The organism is Rhodococcus sp. IEGM 1354 (assembly GCF_030056855.1).
Lineage (GTDB): Bacteria > Actinomycetota > Actinomycetes > Mycobacteriales > Mycobacteriaceae > Rhodococcoides.
In genome coordinates this window covers 13,158-30,728 of the sequence record NZ_JASHKT010000021.1, presented here as the reverse complement: position 1 = coordinate 30,728, position 17,571 = coordinate 13,158, and the positions used below count along the sequence as shown (strand labels likewise).

Annotated in this window: 13 protein-coding genes and 1 pseudogene; 8 read left to right on the top strand and 6 right to left on the bottom strand. The window is 62.4% G+C overall.

What is annotated here, in order from left to right:
• Window positions 1-180 precede the first annotated feature (180 nt).
• A pseudogene (locus QM588_RS25120) lies at window positions 181-584 on the top strand (tripartite tricarboxylate transporter permease); the annotation flags it as partial.
• A 125-nt stretch (window positions 585-709) separates the two neighbouring features.
• Here QM588_RS25120 and QM588_RS25115 read toward each other — a convergent pair.
• From QM588_RS25115 to QM588_RS25100, 4 genes are all read right to left on the bottom strand, one after another.
• On the bottom strand, window positions 710-1,699 hold the full coding sequence (locus tag QM588_RS25115) for a helix-turn-helix transcriptional regulator (RefSeq protein WP_283317351.1): 990 nt from the start codon (window positions 1,697-1,699) through the stop codon (window positions 710-712).
• 713 nt (window positions 1,700-2,412) lie between these two features.
• On the bottom strand, window positions 2,413-3,255 hold the full coding sequence (locus tag QM588_RS25110; RefSeq protein WP_135045942.1) for a DNA-3-methyladenine glycosylase family protein: 843 nt from the start codon (window positions 3,253-3,255) through the stop codon (window positions 2,413-2,415).
• A gap of 999 nt (window positions 3,256-4,254) precedes the next feature.
• Window positions 4,255-5,118, bottom strand: coding sequence for an alpha/beta fold hydrolase (locus QM588_RS25105; protein ID WP_209205417.1), 864 nt, complete (start codon window positions 5,116-5,118; stop codon window positions 4,255-4,257).
• Window positions 5,119-5,431: 313 nt separating this feature from the next.
• A complete protein-coding gene (locus QM588_RS25100) occupies window positions 5,432-6,334 on the bottom strand; it encodes an alpha/beta fold hydrolase (RefSeq protein WP_283317350.1) in 903 nt (300 codons plus the stop codon).
• 448 nt (window positions 6,335-6,782) lie between these two features.
• On the opposite strand from QM588_RS25100, the gene QM588_RS25095 reads away from it, so the two are divergent.
• The 6 genes from QM588_RS25095 (at window position 6,783) to QM588_RS25070 (ending at window position 13,902) form a co-directional block, all read left to right on the top strand.
• On the top strand, window positions 6,783-7,982 hold the full coding sequence (locus QM588_RS25095) for an MFS transporter (protein ID WP_135045946.1): 1,200 nt from the start codon (window positions 6,783-6,785) through the stop codon (window positions 7,980-7,982).
• 298 nt (window positions 7,983-8,280) lie between these two features.
• Window positions 8,281-9,351, top strand: a complete 1,071-nt coding sequence (locus QM588_RS25090) for an extradiol ring-cleavage dioxygenase (protein WP_135045948.1) — start codon at window positions 8,281-8,283, stop codon at window positions 9,349-9,351.
• Window positions 9,348-10,628 (top strand): aromatic ring-hydroxylating oxygenase subunit alpha, encoded by a 1,281-nt coding sequence (locus QM588_RS25085; protein WP_283317349.1) that lies wholly within the window; start codon window positions 9,348-9,350, stop codon window positions 10,626-10,628. Before QM588_RS25090 ends, QM588_RS25085 begins: the two co-directional genes overlap by 4 nt.
• Window positions 10,625-11,131 (top strand): aromatic-ring-hydroxylating dioxygenase subunit beta, encoded by a 507-nt coding sequence (locus QM588_RS25080; protein ID WP_283317348.1) that lies wholly within the window; start codon window positions 10,625-10,627, stop codon window positions 11,129-11,131. Before QM588_RS25085 ends, QM588_RS25080 begins: the two co-directional genes overlap by 4 nt.
• An 11-nt stretch (window positions 11,132-11,142) precedes the next feature.
• Entirely contained in the window at window positions 11,143-11,988 is an 846-nt protein-coding gene (locus QM588_RS25075) for an alpha/beta fold hydrolase (protein ID WP_283317352.1), read from the top strand.
• 354 nt (window positions 11,989-12,342) lie between these two features.
• Complete coding sequence (locus QM588_RS25070) at window positions 12,343-13,902, top strand: AMP-binding protein (protein ID WP_283317347.1); 1,560 nt, start codon at window positions 12,343-12,345, stop codon at window positions 13,900-13,902.
• Window positions 13,903-13,974: 72 nt separating this feature from the next.
• On the opposite strand, the gene QM588_RS25065 is transcribed toward QM588_RS25070, so the two are convergent.
• Both QM588_RS25065 and QM588_RS25060 read right to left on the bottom strand, forming a co-directional pair.
• Entirely contained in the window at window positions 13,975-15,306 is a 1,332-nt protein-coding gene (locus tag QM588_RS25065; RefSeq protein WP_135045956.1) for an aromatic ring-hydroxylating oxygenase subunit alpha, read from the bottom strand.
• Window positions 15,307-15,360: 54 nt separating this feature from the next.
• On the bottom strand, window positions 15,361-16,092 hold the full coding sequence (locus QM588_RS25060; RefSeq protein WP_283317344.1) for a dienelactone hydrolase family protein: 732 nt from the start codon (window positions 16,090-16,092) through the stop codon (window positions 15,361-15,363).
• A gap of 240 nt (window positions 16,093-16,332) precedes the next feature.
• Between QM588_RS25060 and QM588_RS25055 the strand changes: the two genes are divergently transcribed.
• Entirely contained in the window at window positions 16,333-17,535 is a 1,203-nt protein-coding gene (locus tag QM588_RS25055) for an NAD(P)/FAD-dependent oxidoreductase (RefSeq protein WP_269603726.1), read from the top strand.
• Window positions 17,536-17,571 lie beyond the last annotated feature (36 nt).

The following is a 17,571-nucleotide window of genomic DNA, read 5'->3' as shown; positions in this document are numbered from 1 at the left end:
GAAGGCCGCGAACTCGGCGACGTCTCCACCCTCGTCGACCCGAAGGTGTTCGAGGGAATCAAGAAGGGACGCTGAAGTAGGTGAACAACAACTGATCCCCTTGGCAGTCATGAGCACTCCACTGCTATCGGCTCCCTCACCTCCAACAAAAGGTAGTCCGACGCCCTGACCTCTTCCGCACTGCGCCATAGGCAGGCCGAGGTGATTCCCGCCGGGCGTCTGACGGGCAAGAGCGATTGGAAGCGATCATGGAAGCCGAGGTTGCGCAGTACCGCGTACAAATTCCGTTCGGCGCGCTTCGCCCGGCGGGACCGAGCTGCCGACATCTCTGTCGTACATCACCGACAACGAAGTGTCCAAGCATCCGGAGGAGTTCGGCAAGGGTGTCATCGAGGGTGTCGCAAGGCCGGTGGCGGGCAACAATGCCTCTGCGGCAGGAACCCTCGCGCCGATGCTGTTCTTGCGTCTTCCCGCGAATGCAACTGCAACAGTCATGCTTGCCGCGTTGGCGTCGTACGAAGTTCAGGCCGGACCGACGTTGTCTCGACAAGGGATCACTACTGATCTGGACGTTGATCGCGAGCTTCTCACCATCGGACCACGAGTGGAACGTCAACTGCGCCTAACGCTGCAGCTCGGCGGTGCCGGGTGAACAGCGTCCTTCCACCGGCAACGTCCTCGAGCGCTTCGTGATCGAAGAACCCCTGGATCAGATCATCGACTGAGCGCAGTCCAGGCGCAGCAGCTTCTGCTGCGTGGCGGCCACCACGGCGCTCGCGCGTGAGCCGGCATCCATCTTGCGCAGGATGCTCTCCACGTGCGATGTCACCGTCCGCACCGAGATCGACCGCGGTACGGCGATCTCGCGATTGGAATGCCCGGACGCCATTGCCGACAGGATGTCGAGTTCTCTGGCGGACAGCCCATACGGAATGGGGTCCACCAGGACCTCCTGGACCAAGGCGGCCTCGTGCAGGCCCGAGTCGACAACGCGTGTCAGCGTCACCGACGACCACTTGTGATCAGTGGGCCACAGGCCGACCATGGCCGGGTTCAACGACCGCAAGAACCGTGCGACGACCGCGCCGAAGCGGGGGTCGACCACTGCGCCGGGGGCTGGGAAGCCATCGACCGGCCTCAGCTGTCCATGGCGGTCGATCACGCCAACCATGGCACCTTCGGGAGCCGGGGGCAGCAGAGCCGGCGGGCGGTCGGCGACGGTGAGGCGGGAAAGTACTGTCGACAACGCCGAAACAAGTTCTTGCGCTCGATGATCGAATGTACCGGCCGATGTGGCCGATACGTGGAGCATCCCCGCATAAGCCCCGTCTTCGCGGTACAGACGAGTCGTCATACCGTCCCGGAATCCCGCAGGGCCCAGCACCTCGCAAAACGTGGGGGTATCGCGGTAACTCGGCAAGTCATCTATCCGCACCGGGCCGGACGCGATCTCCAAGACGCGATTTTCATCCGATGCCATGTATGGGTCGCCAAGAAATTCAACAGTCTCGGCGCGGTAGCCCGCGCTGGCAATCGGTCGATGCCGCCGTCGAGAACTGTCCCAAGCCAGAAGCGCCGCAGCCTCATGGTGCGTTCCCTGCTGCAGGAGCGTCAGAACGTCCCTCCCGGCATCGGCGTAGCCGGCGCAACCCGCTGCGTAGGACACATCGGTGAGAACCTGCGTGTAGAGATCAGTCATGGCACTCCTCGAGCGCTATCCGTTCAGTAATCAAAGCATCGAATCGTCGCTCTGTCGCGCTGTATTACGACGCCTCACGGCCACATTCGTCGACGCGCTGTGGGCACGCCCGAAGGTCGCAACGGAACTCTCGAGGACCGGGGAGTGCAACGAGAGGTACGCGGTAGGTCCGACGATGCGCCGCGCATCGACCCATAATGACGCCAGTCCGACGAGTGCCTCGGGGCCGCGAACACTGGCGGTCTACTGATTCTGGCTGAGGACGGCCACATTGGCGTCCAGCCATTCTTTGACGAACACGAATACAGACATGCCTGCACCCATCTCACAACTGATTGTCCGGCAATTCAACAACTACAGTACTGCGGCCGTTCGATGAAAGTCAACGATGGTAGGCGACTGTGGTGGTGTACCCGGACAACTGGCCGACCGGCCGGCTCAGCCGGTTGCATTCCGCTGTCCCAGTGTCGGTGCACGGTGTGGACTGCAAAACCTGCAAAACTCAGGTCGACGGAGGCTGTCCAACTGGTCCTATTCCGCACATGTATCCATTTGATTTCTCGTCGCTCGTACAGCCGGTCCGGGGCTCGGGCCCCTGATGGTGCACACGACACGCTTGTCCGATCCGTTGGCCGTTGTCGCGGTTGACGAGGCAGCGGGGCGGACGCTGTGCGTCCGCACCTTCACGTTGTCTGCGAGTGCCTTGGAGTCGTCTATTCACTCCGTAGCGCCCGCAGGGCGCGTAGGTGCACTGCTGCCCACGAGCGGAACGGTCTCCACCCCTCGGTGATCTCGTCGATCGAGCGTCCTGTGCCGTAGCGTTTGGTGATTTCGTCGCTCAAATGTTTCTCGTTGCGCGGCAGCACATCTGGGAAGTTCGCCCCGCGAATCACCACGAGCTCGGCCGAGAACGGTCCCATGCCCAGGATCGTCTGCACCTGGACGAACGCTTCGGTCCAATGCAACGAGCGCAGGTGGGAGCCGGAGAGCTGGCCGTCGAGAGCGGCCTCGGCTATCGCTTGCAGGTACTCGGCCTTGCGCCCGGGCAGATCGAGTGACGCTGCGAGCAGGGTGGCTGGAGACGGAAAGGCTCCATCATCACCGAGTTGCTGCGTGAGTCGCGTCTTGATCGCCGCCGCCTGTTGTATCGGCAGGCGTTGCGTCAGCACCGACCACACGGCCGCTTCGTAGGGCGAGAAGAAGCCGCAGGGCCGGAACCCACTGAGTTGTGCCTGTGCATCGGCAATGACCCCATCGCGCGCCGCGACGTCGGGCCAACCGCGTCCATCGATGTCTATCGAGAGCAGCCGACGAACCTGCTCGGTCGCGGCGTCGAGCTCGCCCTGGCCCTCGACGACTATGCGGACAGACGGCCCGTCCTGGGTGATGACGGCATCGACTCGTTGCCAGTCGGTATCGCAGAGAAAGGCGGTGTGAATGCCCGCGGTCGGCGTTTGGGATACGAGTCTGCCGGGGGTGAAACCCTCCCAGAATCGCTTGCTGGTCTCGAGCGACCAGGGCCCGGCAATCTCGTGAATGCTCTCGAGTCGAGTCATGAATCAGGCCTTCTCGTGCAGAGCGATGGTGAATCCGTCGGCCGTCAGGGTGTCGCGGACCTGTAGTGGGAAGAAGCCGGGGCCGCTCGCGCTGATGAGTCTCTCCTTCTCGGTGTCGACATTCTGACATGTTGAACAGGTCAGACTGTTCAGCTTTCCTGCATCGATTTCGCAGTCGAATCGAGTATGGGCCCAGCCTGTCGCAATGCCGAACTCGCCCGAGGAAACTACTTGACCGGACGGGTGCCAGGAGTTCGCGGACCTTTGCCGATGCCCCGGGATCGACTCTCGGACGGGCCATGTGAGGCCGAACTCGATCACGATGTCTTCGTCGCTCCCTCTGTGGTAAAGACTGCACCCCAGCATTTCTCGTCGGACTCGAGATTCTCCGGACACGGTGGGCCACGCTCTTTGCTTAGCCGTGTACGAAGACCGAGCATACAATTGCGGGTCGGTCTGATGCCGTTGTCGGTCGAACGTTTGTATGCTCGACTTCTACCGAATGGTCATGTCCGCAAATCCTTCCCATCGGCACGTCATGCATGCTGCATAGTCGCTGGTGATGTTGTCGGTTGGTGTCACCGCCCGCTGCACCACTTCTGCCTGACAGCGGCCGCCGCAGGATGGACATCTCCGAGCGAAGTCGGATTCAGGGACGAGCCGGTATGTGGGCACAAACGTTCAGCTCCTCGTGGGTCCCGACCCTGAGTGAGGAATATCGTGTTGGGCGTTGTACCCGATCGTATTTTGTTGATGGCTGCAGAGCCGGATGTACCCGGTCCGAGTTTCGTATTTCTGTGCGCTCGAAACTGACTTCTCCTCGAGTTTCGAGCTGAGCGCGATATGGAGCTCATCGGGCGGGCGCTTGGTGGACCCGCAATCAGCCTTTGGTGAAGAGCCGCTTCGATCGGATCGGTGTCCCTGGCGTCAGGGGTCGACAACGCCCGGCAGTGCGTTATTCCTGGACCGAAGACTGACGCCAGAAACAGACCCAGCTTGTCAAAGCCGATCCGACAGGAATTCGCGCAATGCCGTCACGAAACGCTGATGCTGTTCGATCTGAGTCCAGTGACCGCACTTGCCGATCCCGTAAAGCCGGGCATTGGCCAAGTGTTCGAAGAACCACAGCGCCGAGTCGAAGGTAACGAACCGGTCTTCACGGCCATGAACGATCAGCACCTCGTGAGTGATAGCAGCTGCCTCGTCGGGCGTCAGTGACCACGGGTCGGAAGCGTTGAGACCGGCGAACGTGGCGACGTGGGATCGCGTCACATCCGGCCTCGACACGTGGGCCATCCGGCGTTCCGCCACTTGGCGGAGCTCATTTCCGAACAAAGACGGGTCGTAGACGAACGCCTCGAGCAGTGCGGTCATCGCCTCGGTGCTGGGCTTCTGGTAGAACCCGGCGAGCGCCGGAATCGAAGGCCCGGCAGGAATCGGTGCACCGCCCGATCCCATGAGCACGATTTTGTCGAGGCGATCGGGAATCCTTCGAGCAAGCTCGAGCGACCAGATCCCTCCCATGGAATTGCCGACGGGGGTAACACGTTCCAAGCCGAGCACGTCCAGCAACGCGATGAGGCTGTCGACCCGCGCAGTCGTGAACGCAGCCAGGCCCTGGGGAGGCGGATTCGGGTGCGTCGAGTCACCGAATCCAAGGACGTCGGGTGCCAAGCAGTAGTAGTCGTCGCTCAGGTCGCCCAGCACGGCCGACCAGTTGGACATGCCCGTCGCTCCAGGCCCGGACCCGTGCAGGAACAGCACCGCCGGGCGGGAAGGATCTCCCGCCTCGTTCAGCAGTAATCGATGGTCTCCAACGGTCACATTTCGGGTGGTGACCGTCTTCGCCGTAGTCATTGTCATTTCAGACCTCCTCAACGAGGACGATCATCGGGCCTGCCGAGCTATGCGTCCAAGCTCGGTTCCGATCGATGGAACGCGTGGCCCCGACGCCCCACGCCGACGTCACGGTCGCCCATCTCGTTCATCCCTGGCAATTGTCAACTGTTGCAACAGTATCCAGGTTGGCTCGCGCACCCGAGGGGTAGCGGTAACATCGGATCGCGCGCGCCAAAGCGACCAACATGGAGGGTTTGACACGGACGATCTCGCTGTTGTCTTGTCATGGCGGTCGGAGCGGCAGCGCAGTCCACCGGATCCGAGGTGGCTTCGCTGCTTACCGCACCTTGGAAAAGTTGGTCGTCAGTTCACCGATAATGTCATCCCACAGCGCTTCGGGTATGTCGTGGGCCATCCCAGCGAACGTCACCCAACGGGACCCACGAATTGCCTTGGCGGCCGCACGGCCACACGTGGGGCGCATCATCTTGTCTGCTTGCCCATGAATCACCACTGTGGGAGCGGTAATCTTCTTGTCATAGCGCACCAGGCTGCCGGTGCCGAGCATGGCGGCGTACTGGCGCGCGACTCCGTCGGGGTTGTAAGAACGGTCGTATGCCTCCGTGGCAACGGCGACCATCTGCTCCTCCGACGCTGGGTAGCCCGGGCTGCCGACGATCTTTGCGGTCCGCACAGCGTTGGCGATGACGCCCCCGCGCGAGGTGTCTTTGGACCGCGTCGTCGCCGCCCGCATCTGTTTCAGAGCCGGCAGGGGCAGCAGCGCCCGGTTATTGCTGGTGAAGATCAGGCCCAGAGTCTTGGTGCGGTGCTGATGCGTGGCTGCGAAAATCTGCCCGATCATTCCGCCCATCGACCCGCCGACGACGTGCGCCTTCTCGATCTGTAGATGGTCGAGCAGCGCCGCAGCGTCGTCGGCCATGTCCTCCAGTGTGTAGCCGGCCGCGTTTCGCAGTCCGACCTGGAAACGCAGCAGTCGGGGCAATAGCTTCGCGCCTGTGTCAAGGCCATCGAGCTTGCTGGAGAGCCCGATGTCGCGATTGTCGAAACGGATGACGCGGTACCCCTGATTGACCAGACGCTCGCAAAAACCCGTGCGCCAGTAAATCAACTGCGCACCCAGCCCCATGATCAGGAGAACCGCGGGGTCGTTCACGTCGCCCATGTCCTCGTAGGCGATGTCGAGCTCGCCGGATTTGGCGATGCCGGTGCGGATGTCCATCAGGCCTCCAATTGGTAGGAAATGCTCGCGGCTGACCTCGACCCCGAAGATGGATAGGTCGACCATCAGGGGTGGGGCAATCGATATCTGTTGTCCCGGGCTACTTCTCGAAAACAGGGCCAGTGCTCCTCCGAGGAGCCGGCGTGAAGCTCGGTGTACTGCTCGATTCGCCCGACGGCCTGAGGTGACTGATCTTTCGAGTGGTGACTGGGGTGGTCGACGCGATCCTAGGTACCAGCACGAAGGATCGTCGGCTGTCGGTTCCGATGGCTGGAACGTCGGGGTGCCACGACTGATTCGCAACCGCCTCAGGCTCACTTCCAGCGAATGGAACAGCGGATTGTCACCTCGATCGCTCGTCCGGAAGATCGAATTCGAGCAATGACCGAACCGTTGAATCAGTTGCCTGCGCGCTACAGGCGCTCGCGACACTACTGAGAGGGGCCCCGTGCCCAAGGGTTTGATCGCGCTGGCGATCGCGTCATTCGGCATCGGCTTGACCGAATTCGTCATCATGGGGCTCCTGCCGAACATTGCCACGGAGTTCGCCGTGACAGAAGCCGTCGCAGGATGGCTGATCTCCGGCTACGCCCTCGCTGTCGTCGTGGGCGCACTCGTCGTGACGGCGGCGGTGACGCGGCTTCCACGCAAAGCCGTTCTCATCGGGTTGATGGGTCTGTTCATCGCAGGCAACCTACTGTCGGCGCTGGCCCCGAGCTATGCGGTACTGATGGGCGGTCGAGTTCTGGCGGCACTGTGTCATGGAGCGTTCTTCGGTATCGGGTCCGTGTTCGCCGCCAACATGGTTCCTGCCCATCGCAAAGCCGGTGCCATTGCCCTCATGTTCACTGGGCTCACTGCAGCCAACGTTCTAGGGGTGCCGTTCGGAACGCTACTGGGGCAGCAGTTCGGTTGGCGAGCGACGTTCTGGGCGATCACGCTCATCGGGGTGATTGCCACGGCCGGCATCGCTGTCCTGGCACCCAGAGATGATATGCAGGCCGAGTCGGCCCCGAGCCTGCGGCGCGAGATGAGGGCATTCACTCGCCTGCAGGTGTGGTTGTCGATCGCAGTGACCATCCTGGGATTCGGTGGCGTGTTCGGTGCGTTCACTTACATTGCCTTCACGCTGACAGAGGTTTCGGGATTCGCCTCCTCGACCGTGCCGTGGCTCCTGGTGCTTTTCGGTGTCGGGGGCTTCATCGGAAACGTCGTCGGAGGCAAGGCCGCGGACCGGTCGGTCGACCGGGCGCTGATCGTGTTCATCGCCGCTCTGGCCGTGAGCTTGGTGGGGTTTGCGCTCACTGCGCACAGCCGGCCTGCCACCATCGTCGCGCTGCTGGCGATGGGAGCCGCCGCCTTCGGCAGTGTTCCTGCCCTGCAGATGCGTGTCATGACGTTCGGTGATGAGGCACCGACGATGGCCTCGGCCGCCAACATCGGCGCATTCAACCTCGGCAATGCCCTCGGTGCCTGGATCGGCGGCCTTACCCTCACCGCCGGCTTCGGCTACACCTCACCTATCTGGGCCGGTGCCGCACTTACCGCATCCGCCCTACTGGTTCTCTGTGTCGCAATCACCTCGGGTAGCCGGACGAAGAACAACGGCCTGACGGCGTCCCCAGGAATACCGCGCCCGGTGAGCTGATCGAAATCTGGTAGGACCGCGTGCCGGCTACCTGTCATGAGACCTCGGATCCATCCGGTGATTGCAATGGACCGGAGTCATCGGTGAAAGCTGTTCGAATCGGCAGAAGTCGGTAGCGAGATATCCGGATGAAGAGCGATCGCGAGTGAAGACGTTCCAACTGCCAGGTGGTAACCACTGTAGAGGTCACTGATTCCGACCACCGGAACGGTGTATATCGAACATGTTGCTGTGCAATTAATTTCGCAGCAGTCTCGACTGTGCGTCGTCGAAATACGTAAAGTGAAAGGTTCCCGATATGAGTGCTTTCCTCGGTCTTGGGATGACCCATTACCCCATGATCATCGGCGACGACGAGCACATGGCGGGCGTGCTTCGGTGGACGCTGCAGGACCCCGACATCCCCGACGAAGCGAAGGACACGGCGAACTGGCCGGCATCGATGGTCGCGGACTGGTCCGACGACGATGGGGCCGCTGCCGCCGCTCGACATCGAGATGCGTTGCGAGTCAACCTCGCAAAATGCCGGGAGGCGCTCGATGCCTTCCAACCCGACCTGGTGGTCGTATGGGGCGACGATCAATACGAGAATTTCCGCGAGGAGGTCGTGCCGCCGTTCTGCGTGCTCGCCTACGACGATCTCGATGTCCATCCCTTCACGATGGTGAACGAACAGGGCAATCCGAACTACTGGGGCTTGCCGAAGGACTCGACTTTCGTTCTGCATGGAGACGCAGCCGCCTCTCGCTCACTGGTCGACGCATTGCTCGTCGACGGATTTGACATGGCGTACTCCTACCGCAAACGCGAAGGCGAGAAATTTCCGCATTCCATCATGAACACACAGCTATTTCTGGATTACGACAACGTCGGCCGAGGGTTTCCGTATCCGATAGTGCCGATGACTGTCAATTGCTACGGCGAGCACGCAATAGCGCGCCGTGGCGGTTTCACCAGATTTGCCGACATTGCTGTCGAGCAATTGGACCCGGCAGGTCCGTCTCCCAAACGGTGCTTCGATCTGGGCCGCGCTGTTGCCCGCGCGTATCGCGACACGGACAAGCGAATCGCGATGGTGGCGTCGTCGAGTTGGTCTCATGCATTTCTGCACGACAGGGGTTGGCACATAAGGCCCGACACGGCCGCCGATCAGAAGCTCTACGACGCATTGGTTGTCGGCGACTTCGAAGCCTGGCAGAGCGTGACGACCCGGGAGATCGTCGACGCCGGACAGCACGAGATGCTCAATTGGTTCTGCCTGCTCGGTGCCGTCGCCGAGCTGGGACTGACTTTGACCTGGTCCACCTTGGTCCCTTCCGACGTCTTCAACTCCAACAAGTGCTTTGCCGTCTACGAGGAGCAGGAATGACAACAATCGACGATCCAGTGGCCGCCGCCGTTCTCTCCGGATCAACGCTGGTAAGAGAGGATTCGGCCCAGGGGCGATTCCGGGTAAATCGCGACGCAATGACGTCCTCCGAGATTTTCGACGAAGAGCGTAGGAAAGTCTTCGACCACTCGTGGCTGTACGTCGGACACGAGTCCGAGGTCCCCAATCGCGGTGACTATGTACGTCGCTCCGTCGGTGGACGTCCACTCTTCATGGTTCGTGGTTCCAAGACCGGCGAGGTCAACGTCTTCCACAACACCTGCACTCATCGTGGTGCGGTGGTGTGCCGACAAGACAACGGCAACAGTAAGACATTCCAGTGCTTCTACCACGCTTGGACTTTCAACAGTGAAGGTAGTCTGGTCGGGGTCCCGGACCGCGAAGCCTATGCAGGCACTCTCGACATGGGCCAACTCGGCCTGGCGCGGCCGGCCCGATCGGAGAGCTACCGGGGCTTCGTCTTCGCGAGCTACGACCCCGACATCGTCGACTTGACGACATACCTGGCTGATGCGCGCCCGTATCTCGACAACATCATCGACGCCCAACGCGATGCTCAGATCCTCCACGGAACCCATGAGTACAACATGCAGGCCAACTGGAAACTGTTGGTAGAAAACAGTATCGATGGATACCATGCCGTTCCCACGCATGACACCTACTTCAAGTATCTTGCCGACCTCGGCACGGATTTGGGTGAAGGGGTGCACGGAGAGGGGCGAAGTCTCGGCAATGGGCACGCGGTAATCGAGTACCGTGGCCCGTGGGGGCGACCAATAGCCAAGTGGGAGGCGCTTTTCGGGGAGGATGCGAAGCCGGAAATGGCAAGCGCGCGCGCTGATCTGGCGAAGAAGTTCGGTGAAGAGCGCGCGACGCTGATGTGTGACTACAACCGAAACCTGTTGATCTACCCCAATTTGATCATCAACGACATCATGGCTCTGACCGTGCGAACATTCATGCCGACCTCCCCGACGAACGTCGACGTCACGGCATGGCAGATGGCACCCTCGGATGAACTTCCCGAGGTTCGGCAACGCAGGCTGGACAGCTTCCTGACCTTCCTCGGGCCCGGCGGATTCGCGACTCCCGACGACATCGAAGCGCTGGAATCATGTCAGCAAGGGTTCGCGAGCGGGGGAGTCGAGTGGAACGACATCTCGCGCGGGATGGACCGCAATCCCAAAGCAACCGACGAGGAACAGATGCGCGCGTTCTGGCGTCGCTGGCGCGATCAGATGGACGGGCGGCGATGACCATGTCCCAGCTCTCCGCGATTTCCGAAGTCACGCGTCAAGATGTCGAAGACTTGCTCTTCGAGGAGGCGGAGCTACTCGATGACTGGAAGCTCGATCAGTGGCTCACGATGTACACCGACGATGCCCGGTACGTCGTACCTCCGACCGACGACCGTGACGCCGATGCGTCCTCGTCGCTGATGCTCATAGACGACAACAGGATGCGCATGGGTGCGCGGGTGGATCGGCTGAACAGCCGTAAGGCACATCGCGAGTACCCACATTCGAACCTGCGGCACCTCGTGTCCAACGTTCGACTCGACTCTCCGGACCGAGACGAGCTGTCGGTGAAAGCATCGTTCGCTGTGTATCGAAGCCGTGCCGGTCGGGATATGTGCTACTTCGGACGCTACCGCTACCTGCTGGTGATCATCGACGGCAGACTTCTGATCCGATCCAAGAGGGTCGAACTCGATATGACCACGCTGCGCTCGACCGGTGATGTGGGAGTGATCCTGTGACTCGTTCAGATATGACGGGCACCCATTTCGACGCCGCGAACCCGGCGATCGGCAAACGCGTCGTTGCGGGCGGAATCGACACCAATTATCTCGATGAAGGGAGAGGCAGCGGTGTGCCTGTCGTTCTTCTTCACGGGTCCGGTCCCGGAGTATCCGGCTACGCCAACTGGCGATTGACGATACCCACGCTCGCTGTCGACCGCCGAGTCCTGGCTCCCGATCTCGTCGGCTTCGGTTACAGCGAACGGCCCAGGGACTACCGGTATGTCATGGACGCCTGGATCGGTCAGGTCCAGGACTTCGTCGATGCTCTCGGTCTCGATCGATATTCATTGGTAGGCAACAGCTTCGGTGGCGCACTGGCCCTTCGCCTGGCCGCCGAGAATCACGACCGAATCGACCGTTTGGTGTTGATGGGAAGTGTGGGTGTCCCGTTCGAGATCACCGAGGGCCTCGACGCAGTGTGGGGTTACGAACCTTCCGTGGACGCGATGCGCCACGTGCTCGATTACTTTGCTCACAACCGTGCGTTGATCGACGACGACCTCGCTGAAGCACGCTACCAAGGCAGCATCCAACCCGGTTTTCACGAGTCCTACGCGGCGATGTTTCCTGCTCCGCGTCAGCGCTGGGTCGACGCGATGGTCACCGATGACGACGCGATCCGTTCCATCACTTGCCCGACCCTGATCGTGCACGGACGCGAGGACAAAGTCATTCCGAGATCGACGTCGGCCCGTCTGTTCGACTTGATTCCCGACGCCCGTTTGCACATGTTCGGGCGATGCGGCCACTGGACCCAGATCGAACATGCTGCGGAGTTCAACGCACTGGTGTCGTCTTTCCTGGCCACGTGAAACCGCTGATGCTCGACTCGGGTTCCTGTCGTCAGTAGCCGAACGGTTTCGAGTTCGTCGACGTTTGTGACCACGTAATCGTCGGGGGGGCATCGCGGACGGGCCGTCAGCACGGCGGCCGGAGCCGGGAAGTCCGGTGTTTCCAAGAGTGGGGTCTTCGTGCCGGGGATCGACAGGGTGCCGCAGCCCCCGTCGACGAAGTGGTCTCCGCTTGATCGTCCTGATCGAGCGGAAGGGCAGGAAGCGGGTGGGTGTGACTACTGATACGACCACGAGGAAGGCCGCCGTGTACGGGGCCGTCCGTTTGTCGGTTGCAAATGCGCTGCAGATACTCGAACGCAAGATGGGACCCGCATGAATACTGTCGAGCAGCCGACCACCGTGCCGGACCTCACTCTGGCGGACCGGTGCACATACTGGGCCTCGCTCACCCCGAACGCGCCGTGCCTCACCTCCGGAGAGACGACCCGAAGTTGGGCCTCCGTGATGGAGCGCTGCCGGTGCCTTGCCGCTGGTCTGGCGTCGCACGGGCGCGGTGCGCGGATCATCTACCTGGGCCGTAACAGCACGGTCTTCATCGAACTTGCAATTGCCTCGTCATTGGCCGGCACGGTGCTCACGGCAGTCAACTGGAGGCTCGCGGCACCGGAGATGGCACAGATAGTCGAGCATTCGAATTCTGCGCTGGCCTTCGTCGATCACGAGTTCGCCGAGCGGTGGGCCGGCGCGTGGTCGACCTCGCCGATCCCCACCGTGTATTTCGGCGGCGGCGGCGGCGATGAGTACGAGCACTGGCTGGCGGAGCACGAGCCGATCGCACCACATCACCCGGGGCCGACACCCGACGACATCGCCTTGCAGATGTACACCTCCGGCACGACTGGTCTACCCAAAGGGGCGCTGTTCAGCCACGCTGCATTGAAGGGTGTCGAACTGAGCGCTGGTGCGATGAAGGTCACGAACGACTCGACCATGCTCGTGGTCATCCCAATCTTTCACGCGGGGGGTGCCGGCGCTGCAATGATTGCTATGCGTGCGGGCGCACACCTCGTGATGTCCGCTGACACGTCCGCCGACGCCCTCGCGACCGCGGTAGAGCGCTACGCCGTCACGTGCATGATGCTGGTACCGACACTCCTGAACGAAATGCTGTCGCGGCCTACCGCGATGGCTCGCGACCTGAGCAGCCTCCAGGTGATCTCCTACTGCGGGTCGCCCATCACACCGACGCTGCTCGCGCGGTGCCTCGAGGAATTCGAGTGTGGTCTGGTGCAGCTCTACGGACTGACGGAAGTCACCGGCATCTCGGTGTTGCAGATCGAGGATCACCTCGATACCGGGCACCCCGAACGACTGCGGTCGGTCGGACGTGCTCTCCCGGGAGTGGTCATCAAGATCATCGACCCTATGAGCGGCGTCGACGTAGGCCCGGGCGAAACCGGTGAAATTTGCGTCATGGCCCCAACGGTGATGAGCGGCTACTTCCAGGCACCCGAACGCACTGCCGAGATGTTCACCGGCGACGGATTCCTGCGCACGGGCGACGGAGGCTACGTACTGGACGGCTACCTCTACCTCCGCGACCGCATCAAGGACATGGTCATCAGCGGAGGCGAAAATGTGTATCCCGTGGAGGTCGAAAAGGTCCTGGTGGCATGCCCCGGCGTGGCCGACGTGGCCGTGATCGGTGTGCCGTCCGACCGATGGGGCGAGACCGTCAAGGCCATAGTGGTGCCGACCACGGATGGTGCATGCACCGTCGAGGGGGTAATGGCGTTCGCCCGGCTGCACTTGGCCGGTTACAAGTGTCCTACCTCCGTGGAGCTGGTCAACGCCCTACCGCGGAACGCCTCCGGCAAGTTGCTCAAGCGCGTCGTACGCGAACAGGACTGGATCGCGTCGCACCGCGTATAGGCATTGTCCGCACCATCGATCAAGCCCGGCCCCCAACTGAGGGCCGGGCTTGATCGGTGGTGCTTTCCGAGATCAGCCGGCGTCGGCGGTTGCCGCGTCGTCGGCAGGGGACAGCTCGAGACGCTTGCCGTTGAACGGGAGGCCGAGAGGATCCTTCTCCTCGGGGGGCAGCACCTCGCCCGTCACGAGTTCGTTCCACCTCCGCCACCACGTGCGCATTTGCAACTCGTCCTGGCCGGAGACGACCGAAGAGGACATACCGCGTGAAATATCGGACCAGCCCAGCTCCTTGTACGTCGCGAACCCGCGCTGAGCACTCTCGAGGGCCTCGACATCATCGGGCGACGCCAAGCCGCCGGGGCCCCAGAAGGTCAGGAAGTTGTCGAGTCGCTGTGCGAGCAGGTCCGGGCCCTCCTCCGGAGGCACGATGTGCCACGCGCTCACCTCCATGTAGTCGGGGGTGATCGGGTCGATCTTGCGTATGACGACCCCCATGACGAGGTCGATGATGATCAAATTGGGGAAGATCACCAGATTGCGTTGGCCGCGCAAACGAGTCGCCCAGTCGTCGCCGTGCTTCTCGGCGATAGCCGCGTATCGCGCCGCGCGTTCGGCGTGGCCCTCCGGTGACAGCGGACGCCCCAGGAGCTCTTCCGAACCGGGAGGCGACGCGACAACGGCATGCCCGTTTCCGAGCGCTATACCGCGCTCCTTGCCGACCAACGACAAGTCCAAGCCGTCCCTGGAAGCCGACACCATCTCGAAGTATCGCTGGTGGGTCGATAATGCGTGGTAGCCGTCGATACTGTTCTCTACCAGCAACTTCCAGTTGGCCTTGACCGAGTATTCGTGTGTTCCCTCGATGACCTGCATGCCCAATTCGGACTGGTCGGCGATGAGGTCGATGTACTCCCTGGCTCCGGCCAGGTACGTCTCCAGATCGACGATGTCGGGATCGAAGCTCGCGAACACGAAGCCTCGATAAGACGACAGACGCGGAGGCTTGGCCAGACCCGGGCGCTCGAAGTTCTCCCCATAGGATTGGTCACCCGGCATCGAGACCTGCTCGCCGGCGATGTTGAACGTCCAACCGTGGTAGAAGCACGTCATGAACCGAGCGTTGCCCTCGGGCTCGCGGCAGATCATGGCCCCGCGGTGCGGGCACGAGTTGAGCCACACGCGGATTTCGCCCTTGCCGTCGCGAGCGAAAATAATGGGCCGTCCGGCCAGCTTCCGCGTCTTGAAGCTGTGAGGTTTCGCCAGCTCGGACTCGTGACCGACATAGAGCCAGCTCTTATCGAACACATTCTTCTGCTCCTGCATCAGAACGGCAGTGTCGATCATGGTCTCGCGGTTCACCTTGAACTGCGGCATTTCGCGGTCGTCGAGTACGTATTCGGACATGTCACATCTTCCTGTTGATGGGTCGGTGTCGGTGTGGGGCTTGGCTGCCGAAGGTCATGAGAGAGAGCGCCGCGCGTTCCAGGCGAGCGCGAGGGGGGTCAGCCGCGGCTGCACCCGAAGATTGAGCCACTCGATCGTGCGCTGCCAGTAGTCGTAGGACGCGGCGATCTCGATCGACTCACTGGACGGCCGATGGAAGTCGTCACCGACACTCGGGTACCGAACCAGTTGGGTGAAGACGGGGGAGTCTTCCCGCAGGACCGTCTCGAGCTCGTCGCAGGCTGTCGCAGGAGCCGTCAGGTCTTCCTCGCCGAACAAGCCGAGCCACGGGGTTCGGACCAGCGGCGCGAGGCGGGCAACGGCGGCGGACAGATGACCGTCACCTGCGGCAATCGCGGTCGGCGAAACACTGATGGCCGCACCGAGCCCGAAGCGTGCGCTCGCCGACAACGCCACGCGGCCACCGAGACCGTATCCGAGGAGCGCTGCCTGCTCGCTTTCCCAACCGCGCCGAGCGACGTGGGCCAGTAGTGATTCCACAACGCTCTCGAGTTGGTCTTCGGTGCCGTCGATTCCGCGTAGGTCGGCTGCTACGCCTTCGTAACCGTGGGTCGCGAGGTCGTTGAGGTGCTGAGTGGAATCGGACTCGAAGTCGCCTCCGGGGCCGAGTAGCAGCAACACTGCGCCGCGGGGGATGCCGCCCAGGTCGATCTGGGAGATGGCCACAGACCCGAGCTGCGAGTCGACAGTGTCCTCGCGCGGTCTGATGCTAACGGCAGATGCCATGAACAGAACTCCTGATGTCGTCGAGCCGGACCGAGGCGCGGATAACCGGGAGTTCGAATGGTCCTGCTCCGTGGCCGGCCCCGGAATGACCTGTCCCGCGCACTGGAACGCACGCGGACGTAGCAGGCGGCGGGGCTGTCTACACGCACTCGTCACCTGAGCCCCGAGCATGACGGCGACGGTTCCACCCATCGGCACGCGACGTTGAGGCCCAGCGTGTTCGGCTCGAACATCGTGTCCATGGGAACTTTGATTGTCGGTGCATCCGTGGCCGGCGTCCGTACCGCCCAAGCGCTTCGCGACATGGGCTACACCGAGTCCATCACCATGCTCGGCGAGGAGCGTCACTCCCCGTACGACAAGCCGCCGATCTCCAAGGACATGCTGGGCACCGGGACCGGTGCTCCGGTGCCGCTGCTGAGCGACGAGCAACTCGTCGAGCTCGATGTCGACCTGCGGCTCGGAGTCCGGGCGGAGAGCCTGGATCTCGTCAACCGGTTCGTTATCGCATCGGACGGACTGGAGTACCCATTCCACGACTTGGTCATAGCAACAGGAGTGACACCCAGGACGCTGCCGGGAAGCGAGAATTTGCGGGGGGTTCACACTCTTCGGACAGCAGACGACGCGCACACTGTGAGATCGCAGCTGATGACGTCCACGCACGTCGTGGTGATCGGCGCGGGCTTCATCGGTGCCGAGTTCGCCGCGGCGGCGCGGTCGCATGGTGTGCGTGTCGATATGGTCGAGCCGCAGCAGATCCCGATGGCGCATGTTCTCGGCGACGTGGTGGGGGCCGAGCTGAGCCGTCTCCACGTCCTGAACGGAGTGACGGTGCACACCGGCGTCGGGGTCGCGGCCCTGGTCGGTGATGGTCAGGTAGAAGGCGTCACTCTCACCGACGGGCGGACGCTGCGCGCAGACCTCGTCGTGGTGGGCATCGGTGCCATACCGGCGACCGGTTGGCTGGAGTCGTCCGGCCTGCCTCTCGACAACGGTGTCGTCTGTGACGCGCGCCTGCGGGCCGAGGGTGCCGAGCACGTATATGCCGCAGGCGATGTTGCACGTTGGCCGAGTCCGCACGCCGACGGGCTCGTGCGTATCGAGCACTGGACCAATGCAAACGAGCACGGTGCGATCGTCGCGGCGTCCATAACAGGTGCCCCGGTGACACCATCCCCACCGCCGCCCTATGTGTGGTCCGACCAGTACGGGCAGCGGATCCAGATAGCAGGACGCCCCGCGGAAGGCGAGCTCGCCCGTGCTGTAGGTGCCGTCGACAGCCCACCGTATGCGGCGATTTACACGTCTCCCGAAGGCCGAGTGGTCGGTGCGCTGGTAGTCGACGATCCACGCCTGTTCATGAAGTGCCGCAAAGCAATCACCACAGGATCGACGGTCGACGGCCTCGACATCGTCCTCGGTCTCGACCCCGCCAACTGACCAACCGGTCCAGCTCATTCGCGTCGCCGAACGGCA

Coding starts and splice junctions, on each gene's coding strand:
- QM588_RS25075 (WP_283317352.1), top strand. CDS start 11,143: ATGACGGGCACCCATTTCGACGCCGCGAACCCGGCGATCGGCAAACGC.
- QM588_RS25105 (WP_209205417.1), bottom strand. CDS start 5,118: ATGACAATGACTACGGCGAAGACGGTCACCACCCGAAATGTGACCGTT.
- QM588_RS25055 (WP_269603726.1), top strand. CDS start 16,333: ATGGGAACTTTGATTGTCGGTGCATCCGTGGCCGGCGTCCGTACCGCC.
- QM588_RS25065 (WP_135045956.1), bottom strand. CDS start 15,306: ATGTCCGAATACGTACTCGACGACCGCGAAATGCCGCAGTTCAAGGTG.
- QM588_RS25110 (WP_135045942.1), bottom strand. CDS start 3,255: ATGACTCGACTCGAGAGCATTCACGAGATTGCCGGGCCCTGGTCGCTC.
- QM588_RS25100 (WP_283317350.1), bottom strand. CDS start 6,334: ATGGACATCCGCACCGGCATCGCCAAATCCGGCGAGCTCGACATCGCC.
- QM588_RS25085 (WP_283317349.1), top strand. CDS start 9,348: ATGACAACAATCGACGATCCAGTGGCCGCCGCCGTTCTCTCCGGATCA.
- QM588_RS25115 (WP_283317351.1), bottom strand. CDS start 1,699: ATGACTGATCTCTACACGCAGGTTCTCACCGATGTGTCCTACGCAGCG.
- QM588_RS25060 (WP_283317344.1), bottom strand. CDS start 16,092: ATGGCATCTGCCGTTAGCATCAGACCGCGCGAGGACACTGTCGACTCG.
- QM588_RS25070 (WP_283317347.1), top strand. CDS start 12,343: ATGAATACTGTCGAGCAGCCGACCACCGTGCCGGACCTCACTCTGGCG.
- QM588_RS25080 (WP_283317348.1), top strand. CDS start 10,625: ATGACCATGTCCCAGCTCTCCGCGATTTCCGAAGTCACGCGTCAAGAT.
- QM588_RS25090 (WP_135045948.1), top strand. CDS start 8,281: ATGAGTGCTTTCCTCGGTCTTGGGATGACCCATTACCCCATGATCATC.